This is a genomic window from Metabacillus sp. GQ13 (genome assembly GCF_059758525.1).
In genome coordinates this window covers 19,637-28,626 of record NZ_JCAXET010000032.1, presented here as the reverse complement: position 1 = coordinate 28,626, position 8,990 = coordinate 19,637, and the positions used below count along the sequence as shown (strand labels likewise).

General features: G+C 35.8%; 5 protein-coding genes and 1 pseudogene. 3 read left to right on the top strand and 3 right to left on the bottom strand.

Annotated elements, in window-relative coordinates; genetic code table 11:
* The first annotated feature begins 128 nt into the window (after positions 1-128).
* Positions 129-1,055: a diguanylate cyclase domain-containing protein gene (locus tag AC6CHR_RS24325; protein ID WP_498251753.1), complete on the top strand. Its 927-nt coding sequence runs from the start codon at positions 129-131 to the stop codon at positions 1,053-1,055.
* Between the two features lie 380 nt (positions 1,056-1,435).
* Here the strand turns inward: AC6CHR_RS24325 and AC6CHR_RS24320 are convergent.
* Together AC6CHR_RS24320 and AC6CHR_RS24315 are read right to left on the bottom strand one after the other, a co-directional pair.
* Positions 1,436-2,171 (bottom strand): annotated as a pseudogene (locus AC6CHR_RS24320) (FecCD family ABC transporter permease); the annotation flags it as partial.
* On the bottom strand, positions 2,164-3,216 hold the full coding sequence (locus AC6CHR_RS24315; RefSeq protein WP_498251752.1) for an iron-siderophore ABC transporter substrate-binding protein: 1,053 nt from the start codon (positions 3,214-3,216) through the stop codon (positions 2,164-2,166). The pseudogene AC6CHR_RS24320 and the gene AC6CHR_RS24315, both read right to left, overlap by 8 nt.
* Before the next feature lie 645 nt (positions 3,217-3,861).
* Here AC6CHR_RS24315 and AC6CHR_RS24310 point away from each other — a divergent pair.
* A complete protein-coding gene (locus AC6CHR_RS24310; RefSeq protein ID WP_498251750.1) occupies positions 3,862-4,737 on the top strand; it encodes an SDR family oxidoreductase in 876 nt (291 codons plus the stop codon).
* A 156-nt stretch (positions 4,738-4,893) separates the two neighbouring features.
* On the opposite strand, the gene AC6CHR_RS24305 is transcribed toward AC6CHR_RS24310, so the two are convergent.
* Entirely contained in the window at positions 4,894-7,692 is a 2,799-nt protein-coding gene (locus AC6CHR_RS24305) for a DUF8487 domain-containing protein (protein WP_498251749.1), read from the bottom strand.
* A 122-nt stretch (positions 7,693-7,814) separates the two neighbouring features.
* Here AC6CHR_RS24305 and AC6CHR_RS24300 point away from each other — a divergent pair, with 122 nt between their 5' ends.
* Positions 7,815-8,642 (top strand): AraC family transcriptional regulator, encoded by an 828-nt coding sequence (locus AC6CHR_RS24300; RefSeq protein WP_498251748.1) that lies wholly within the window; start codon positions 7,815-7,817, stop codon positions 8,640-8,642.
* Positions 8,643-8,990: the final 348 nt, after the last annotated feature.

Sequence of the window (8,990 nt, the reverse complement as noted above, 5' to 3'; positions counted from 1 at the left end):
AACAAAAACTGCACCTCCAATTGTTAGTTGTGTCTAACAATTGGGGTTCAGTTCAGTTGAAGATCCTTTTTTGTTTACAACCTAATAATGATAAAATAAGGACAAATAATTATTAGGATGGTTGAGAAATGAGTATAAATTCATTTGGTGAAGAGTTTGATAAAGCCACTAATCGTTTACTTGAACTTGTTAACGAATTTTTTCATAGTAAAATGATTTATTTAGGGAAAACAACAAAAGATACCTTTTCTATATTAAAACTTAAAGATAATAATGTTACTTGTAATTTAAAAGAAGGTCTGACAATGCACTTAAATGAATCAGTTTGTCAGCTTGTTTTTAATAGTAAGAATCCTGTCCTAATTAATAATGCTAAAAACCATGAAATAGCAAGAAACATACGAGTGATTTCAGAAGCAAATATTTCTTCCTATATTGGTGTACCTATAATGCTTAAAAATGGTGAAGTATATGGAACTATATGTGCAATTGACACTAAATCATCGGCTTTTAGTGAAGAAGATGTTAAAATACTTGAAAATCTTGCTTACTTTTTTTCATTTGTTATTGATTTAGGAAAACTTGCGCTACATGACGTGCTTACAGGATTATTCAATCGTAACTTTTTTCATTCTCTAACTTTAAAAGAGTTACAACAAAAAGGAACACTAATTTTGTTGGATTTAGATGGATTTAAAGTGATAAATGACCAACTTGGGCATGCTACGGGTGATGACGTTCTTAAAGAAGTTGCCAATCGACTTAAAAAGCATATATCTGAAAATGACTATGCGATTAGATGGGGTGGAGATGAATTTATCATTATTTATCCTGGGTTACATTCAATAGATGATGTACTGCAAAAGGTAGAAATGATATTTCAAGAAATAATAACAATTCCTGTTATGACAGGTAATTTATCTATCTCTGCAAGTTTAGGAATTGTACGTTATCCTGATGATGGAGAAGATATTGTGACATTGTTGCATCATGCTGATATTGCACTTTACCAAGCGAAAAGGAAAGGGAAAAGAAACTATCAATTTTTTAATTAGTAAAGTAAAACCCTTGATAGGTACAAAAGTTCACTTACTTTATAATCTGTAAATTGCCAATGTCAAGACTAGAATACGTCAACTTTTTTATCGAGGTTGACATTTTTTGCTTCTGCTATCCTCAAGTTCCCTGGCTTTAAGGTACATTGAATCCCTAATAAACAGGGTACCATTATAGCATTGAATTTAGAATCCAATGCTATAATGGTACCCCACTTTTAATATTATGGTTCACCTCTACACAATGTTTGAGGCGTTTAAAGAGAAACTTCATATACCAGTGTTTTTATAGGCATTTTACTATTTAAGGAGAACCTTCGTTATTCACATGATATCGTCCTTTGGGTATGACAAAAGGAGATCCTGAAACTGGGTCTTTCTCCTGTGCGAACGCCGAGTCCAGTTGCAACTTCGTCTCCAAGAGCCAGTGCATTTAGTGCAGGGGCAGAAATAATAGCTATTAGGATTCCAATTATCAAAAACGGGGTGAAAGTCTCAATAGCGCTCCAGTTTGCTGAGCCGACACTTCCCACTTGCCAAACCTGAATTGATCCATGACATAAGAACGTGGGATCATTATTGCGATGACTAGAGAGGAAAGGGCGGCACTTGTGGCGGCTCCCGCTAAAACAAGCTTAATGGGCGTAGCGCCACTACGCCCCATAGAGCCGATTCCAAATACGAAAACAGCAGTAATCGCTGCCCCAGCTAAAGCTAGCCATATATATTGATTTGCGGTACTTATGTTCAAGAACGCAATTCCGCAAACAACAAACAATGATGCACCTGTGTTAACTCCCAGTATACTCGGGTCTGCAATCGGGTTACGAGTGACCGCTTGCATAAGCGCTCCGGAAACTCCGAGTGCTGCACCACAAAGTAGACTGAAGATTGTTCGTGAAATTCTCTTGCGAACCACGTTTGCTTCATAGGAATCTACGTTTGGGTGAAATAAACCGTCTATTACTTCATTTAATCCCACCATTCGAGAACCTAAAGCCAGGGAGGCAAGCATGCACAAGCCGAGCAAAACAAAACAAATCACCAGAACCGAAATAAAATTTCTCGGTATATGTAAGCTTGTTTTTTTTCTTTTGAAACCGATGAACTATTCATTTAACTTGTTAATAGCTCCTCCTATTAATTCAAGGTATTCATCAATCGTATAAGATATTGAAAGTGGATTTGGGTTTCCAGAAGCAGCTAATGATGAATTGTCACCAATAAACACAACAGAACCTCTCTGAATCGCTGGAATTTTGCCTAATAGTGGATCGGCTTTAACAGCTTCGTATAGACTTTCATCACCATACCCAATTATAATATCCGCGTCGTTAAGAGTATCAGCATTCTCAGCGCTTAATGATAATGAGTAGTTAGTAGGATCAGTGATCTGACTCGTGATACTTTCAGGATATTCCATACCTAGCTCAATCAGAAAAGCACCGCGAGGGTCTACAGGTGTATAGATATGTAGTTTAGACATATCTTTAGCCGAGAAGTTGACCCAGGCTACTTTTTTGCCTTCCATCTCAGGATATTTGCTTGCTTTATCTTCAATTAGTTTCTCAGTGTCCTTAATAAGTTGTTCGCCTTCTTCTTTCATTCCCATACCTGTTGAATTTAAAATAACTTGGTCACGCCATGTGGTTGCCCAAGGAGCGTCCTGATAGGCTACAACCGGAGCAATTTTACTAAGAGTATCATAGTCTTCCTGTGTTATCCCTGAGTACGCTGCAAGAATTACATCTGGTTTTGCATCTGAAATCGCTTCAAAATCAAGACCATCGGTATCCTGGAATATATTAGGTTCATCTACGTTAAGTTCCTCGAGTTTTTTAGCTGTCCAAGGCAAAAGTCCACTGTCATCCTGGACGCCGTAATTTGCTGCAGAGAAGCCTACCGGTACAACTCCAAGAGCGAGAGCAACATCATGATTAGCCCATTGGACTGTAACTACTCGTTCAGGCTTGCTAGCAATTTCAGTTTCGCCAAATGCATGTTTCATAACGTTTGGATATTCTGAATTTGCATCTTGGGAAGCGGGTGTTTCAGTTTTAGGAGTTGAACTTGATTTCTGACCTGAACAACCAACTAGCAGTACCATAACCATAGCTGTAAGTAGTAATGTTGTTAGTGAGGTTTTTCGCTTTTTATTCATTTGTAAGACCTTCCTTTTTATCAACTGTATTTTAATGATTGTTTACTAACTTTATAGTGTAACAAAGGCTAAATTAAATTTAGCAAGTCTTCTGCAAGTTCACTTCCATTTCTCGGTGAAAACATTTGAGATTGTCTCAACAGTTCCTTATTGCTACCAGAGGATACGTAGCAAAGTAAGTAATGAAATTTAATAGTTTTGACCTCCTATTGATAATTAATAATGATTATCATTCTCTTTCATTAATGTATATTTCATTTGGTGGGTTGTCAATGGAAATTTATAGGAGTTATATATTAGATAAGAATGGTGGTTGTTTGATCCGTAAGACAATGACTGTTGAGTACAGAAAGCCTTGGCGCTTGGTGAAGTAACAAAATCTTTTGTAAATTAGAATGAATATACAGAATTAATTTTTTTTTAAAAATAGCCACTTGATAAGTCGTGACAATTTGGAATTAGTAGAACAAGGTGTATCGATGAAATTGATATTTTTAGAAATAATAGAAATAAGTGATGAATCCAATTGATATATTTTATATTTCTTGAGCATTGGCAGATTGCCTGTGCTTTTTATTTAGTTTGGATCATAATTTTTATTAAATACAACCTAAATTTCGCATGATTAAATGGAGGGGTTTTTTTATGACATTTAGTAAAGTCGCAAATACACGAGTATGGTTTATTACAGGGGCAAGTAGTGGTCTAGGCTACGAATTCACCCGTAAGGCCTTAGAGTCTGGTGACATGGTTGTTGGAGTCGCTAGAAATATCGACAAACTGAATGACTTAAAAGGACAATATCCAGAGATGTTCCTTCCGTTGCAACTCGATGTTACAAATCGTCATTCTGTTTTTTCTACAGTAGAGACTGCCATTAACTATTTTGGCAAACTTGATATTGTTGTTAACAATGCAGGTAATATGGTAATGGGAATGATCGAGGAATTTAGCGAAGAGGAGGTCAGAGGCCAAATTGAAACTAATTTCTTTGGTTCTGTTTGGGTTAGTCAAGCAGTTATGCCTTACTTACGGAAACAAAATTCAGGTCATATCATACAAATTTCCAGCATTGGAGGACTAATTTCCGGTCCTATGGTGGGGATTTATAGTGCTAGTAAATTTGCCTTAGAAGGATTCAGTGAGGCTTTAGCACAGGAAGCAGCGTATTTTGGTGTAAAAGTATCTATCGTAGAACCAGGGGGCTACTGGACAAATCTATACTTGAAAATGCATTTTAGTACTCCGAAGAAAGAGTATGAATCATTACGTGAAGAGTTGGCCAAACAGAATACAACTGAATCAGTTGATAGTGATCCGAGGTTGGCAGCAGAAGCGATTATGAAACTGGTTAATAGTGACAATCCACCTCTTCGATTAATTCTTGGAAGCCTTATATTTGATTCAGCGGTTGAAAATGCGGAAAAACGCATATCTGAATGGAAAGAATGGGAAACAGTTAGTCGTTCCGCAGAACATGCTATTCCTGTTCCAGAGGGATATGGGGTAATCGAGGAATAAAAATGATGTTCTTCTAAAAGGCTAAAATTCAGTAATGATTTGAAGGAAAGGGGTGTTGGTTAAGAAAAACAGACTAATAAGGTGGTCAATTTGTGTAGGTGCTTATGGAATATGTACCCACCACAAATTGACCATTTTTCAGAAAAAAGTTTGAAATCAGTAGATGCCAAGCACGTCTAGTTCAATGGTGTCTTTTGGTTGGAACTGATCTGATTTAACATAATTCAATACTGAATAAAGTAGCTGTTTGGCTTCTGGTGTGTCAATTATTTTGTCAAAGTCACAAGAACAAATTAATAGCTTCCCATTCAGCACATTACATTCATAGATCAATCCTAGTTTGTGGTTTCGTTCAAAGTTATCAATCGTTTGAACAATTGGTCGGAAATCCTTTGGGGTATCATCAAGGATTATGGACCGTGAGTTTAAAACAATATTCCACCATGGATAAGTTGAATATTCTTCACAAGGAAAGTCATTAAATATAGGATGTTGATTATTAATAAGCAATCCCAATGTCCCTACAGGTGTTTTTTTGTTCATACTTTCAGAGATGGAACGGAACATTGGATAACACCAAAAATCAGTACTATATAATCCTTCAATAGAATTTTCTAAACGATCTAGTTTTGGAAGGATTAGTACCTTTTCACCTTTTTCTAGCAGAACAATTGCATCCTCGCATAAACGATCAAATATATTCACACCACCTTTTATGATGGATATATTGTTTGGATATACCCAAATATCATACGTTTTAAAAATGTCGGTACCAACTATTTTAAGGGATAGGGTTAGTTTTTCCATAGAGGTTAACGATGGAATTTTAAAGCTGATATCACATATGTCGATGTAGTTTTCTGTAGGATTACCTGAAACAAATGCTTCACCTTTTTCATAAACAGCACGATCACTTTTTAATTCCCAAACTAACTTGAGATTGTTCAACGCAATTGGCCTGTAATATGTAAGCTCAATTTGTGCAAGAAAGGTTTCATCTGCAATAAAATTGTATTTTTCAAACCTTGCAAGTAATACCGCATCTGAACAAAAACTGCGCCAATCTTCCGGAGAAACCAGGCCTTTTGAATCCATGAATGCATCCACTATTCCAACCAATGCTGTTCCTTGGCCACTAAAATCCTGTATATCTAAAATCTGAAAACCACCCAGTGTTTTCGAACGAAAGGCAGCTTCCAATTCTTCTTTATAACATGCAACAGCAAGTTTACCTGAGCATTGGAAGTATTTTTCTGCAAGGTCACTTAGTCCTTTATCTGAAAGTCGTTGCTGAAAAGCCTCTAGATTTCTTGCTTTTAGAGATCCGGTATATTTTTCAATTTCTGTGAAATTAGGATATGTTACATATTGCCCAATTTCATGAGACACTACAGGAATGTTTGGTATAAGCTGATCATTAAAACGGGTTGCTTTCACTTGTTGGGTTCCTGAGCCGTATTGTATTTCAATGAGATTCTCGGTATTATTTACGACTTCTTTGTGATCATTAATAGCTATTGGAGAAATGTTTTCGTCATAGCTTTTCAATGTGCTTGGTTCATCGGTTTGCACATGGCCCAATGGTGCATCACAGGTCGCGTATGAACCTCTTATCAGACGATCTTGTGAAAATCGCACACCACAGAAAAAATCCTCTTCCTCCAATATGATTGGAGTAAATTGAAAATTATTGGAGCCTTGTGTATATAAATGACGATTATCGATACCTTTAAAGAGGCGAAGAATTTCTGCTATTCTTTCTTTGCTGCCCCACAATTCATTACCAAGTGACATCATCACAAAAGAGGGATGATTTCCAAACTTATTCAGAATAGAAATTCCTTCGTTGATTAGAAACTCTTGTTCAGATGCATTGTGATTTTCATTGCTTTCATCCGTAACGGTTCCCCAAAATGGCAGCTCTGGTTCCATGTAAATTCCCAATAAGTCTGCCGCTTCAAAGGCTGCTTCCGGTGGACAACAAGTGTGAAAACGATAGTGATTAATTCCATAGGATTTTGAAATTTTCAGTACCTCGAGCCATTCATCAACGGTTGTTGGAGCAAAGCCTGTTTTAGGAAAGACCAAACCATCGTGTTTCCCACGTAGAAATGTTTTTTGACCATTAATTGTGAATTTATCTCCGCTTGCCTTAAATTCACGCAAACCAATCGTAACCTCATTTGTATCTAGTGTTAAGCCATTAGCTTTTAAACTTATCCTTACTTTATATAAGTTAGGCTCATGCTCACTCCAAAGTTGAGCATCTTCTCCAAGCTGGTAGTCTATTGAAAAATCACTTGTTATAAAGGTAAATTCTTTCTCTTTCCTATTATGTAAGTTGCCACTATTAAAGCTTTCTGCGGAAACTGAAACGATTCCGCTCTCTATTCCATTTGCTTTTACGTTAATCGTTATCCTTTTCTCTTTCCTATTTGGATATACTTGAATGTCATTTAAATATGCTTCGCCATATATCTGTAGTTCAATTTTTCCTGTGATTCCATTCCAGTTTGTTTGTGTATCCGGTGAGGTTAAATGGCCACCTTTTGTTGGATAGTTTGTATTATCAACAAGTATCGTTATCTTGTGTTTTCCTGATGAAAGGCTACCTGTAAGATCATATATGTGTGGTGTAGATAAACGATTTTGTGTTCCGATTTCTACACCATCAATCCACACAGTAGTAACCCTCGTTCGTTCTAAATAAAGCAGACAATTCTTAGAGCTAATCTCATCAAAAATCTCAATTTCTTTTGAAAACCAAGCATGGCCTTCAAATTTATATTCATCAGTCAAACTGGAAACCTCAATGCTTTCATTCCTCTTGCCCTTTTTAGCATTAGAAGTAGTGCCTGGTAAAGAAATTGTGTCATTAAATGACGTTGGTATACCTTGCTTTTCTTCATCCAATTTTAACGACCAAGTTCCACTTAAATCTATAGATTTATACATAATAAAACCTCCCGTATAAGGATATTAATGCAAACTTTCTTCCAGAATATAGTGATTAACTATAGCTGTCAATCTTATGATATTATCCTGTATAAGTATATTAATATCTTGGAGGGGATAAAGTGGACATAGCAATCTATCCTATTATCAATGAAGAAGTTGATCTACCATTTATTGTTTTTGGTGTCGGTGCACAAACAAAACAACCGCATATCATCCGTGAGGAAGGATACCCGGTACATCAACTTATTTTTTGTACGAGCGGTGAAGGAATGTTATTGGTGGAAGATGAATCTTATCATATAAAAAAAGACGAGTATTTCTATTTAAGGCCAAATGTTGCCCATGAATATTATGGCATTACTGATTGTTGGGGTACCAACTGGGTGACGTTTGATGGGGAAAATGTAATAAACACGATGAATAAGCTCAATATATGTGTGACTACTGGGAAAATGATAAGGAATAAACAGAAGATCGAGATGGTCTTTAATAAAATTTTGACATCCTTAAAAAACAATGTTCCTTTAAGTGGCTTTGTAGCTTCCTCATTATTATATGATTTATTTTTAGCGTTTTATATTGAAAGGCGTGCTGAAATTGATGCAAGTAATGTACAAGAGAATTCTTTGATAAATACCATTATTGAATACATCGACAACCACTTTCAAGAACAAATTACGTTAGATGAGCTAGCACAATTGGTTGGAATTACTCCTCAATATCTTTGCAAAGTTTTTAAGAAAAGCTTACATATTCGTCCCTTTGAATATCTAGCAAAAAAGCGAATACAAGAAGCAAAAAGGCTATTGTCTAATGGGAATATGCCGATTAAAGATGTAGGGAGGGCGGTAGGTTATAAAGATAAAAGTTATTTCTATGTAATGTTTAAAAGACACGAAATGATTTCACCATCAAATTTCCGAGGATTATCCAAAGATAAGAGGTAAGTTATTTTAATAAGAAGCAAGTTAGTTGGGTGGAGATTATGTTTACTATAGGTAAAACCTCTATAAAAGTGAAAAAAGGAGAACAACAAAATGACATAAAACTCATACTGGCACTGAAAGAGATGGGAAATGAAGATAAATGTTCCTAGTAAGCAAAAATTATCAGAGAAGAGAAGGTCTTTCATCAGTTTTCTTAACTGTAGGAGGGCCATTTTTACTAAAGGAATAGTAGACTTGAATATTTAACAATTTTAGGTAGTCAATTCGTTCCCTACTACTTTATAATTATTGTTATAAGGAAACGTTTTCATAAACCGTGGAGAAAGTGGTTTTATCCTTTTTAAAAAT

Coding starts and splice junctions, on each gene's coding strand:
- AC6CHR_RS24325 (WP_498251753.1), top strand. CDS start 129: ATGAGTATAAATTCATTTGGTGAAGAGTTTGATAAAGCCACTAATCGT.
- AC6CHR_RS24315 (WP_498251752.1), bottom strand. CDS start 3,216: ATGAATAAAAAGCGAAAAACCTCACTAACAACATTACTACTTACAGCT.
- AC6CHR_RS24310 (WP_498251750.1), top strand. CDS start 3,862: ATGACATTTAGTAAAGTCGCAAATACACGAGTATGGTTTATTACAGGG.
- AC6CHR_RS24305 (WP_498251749.1), bottom strand. CDS start 7,692: ATGTATAAATCTATAGATTTAAGTGGAACTTGGTCGTTAAAATTGGAT.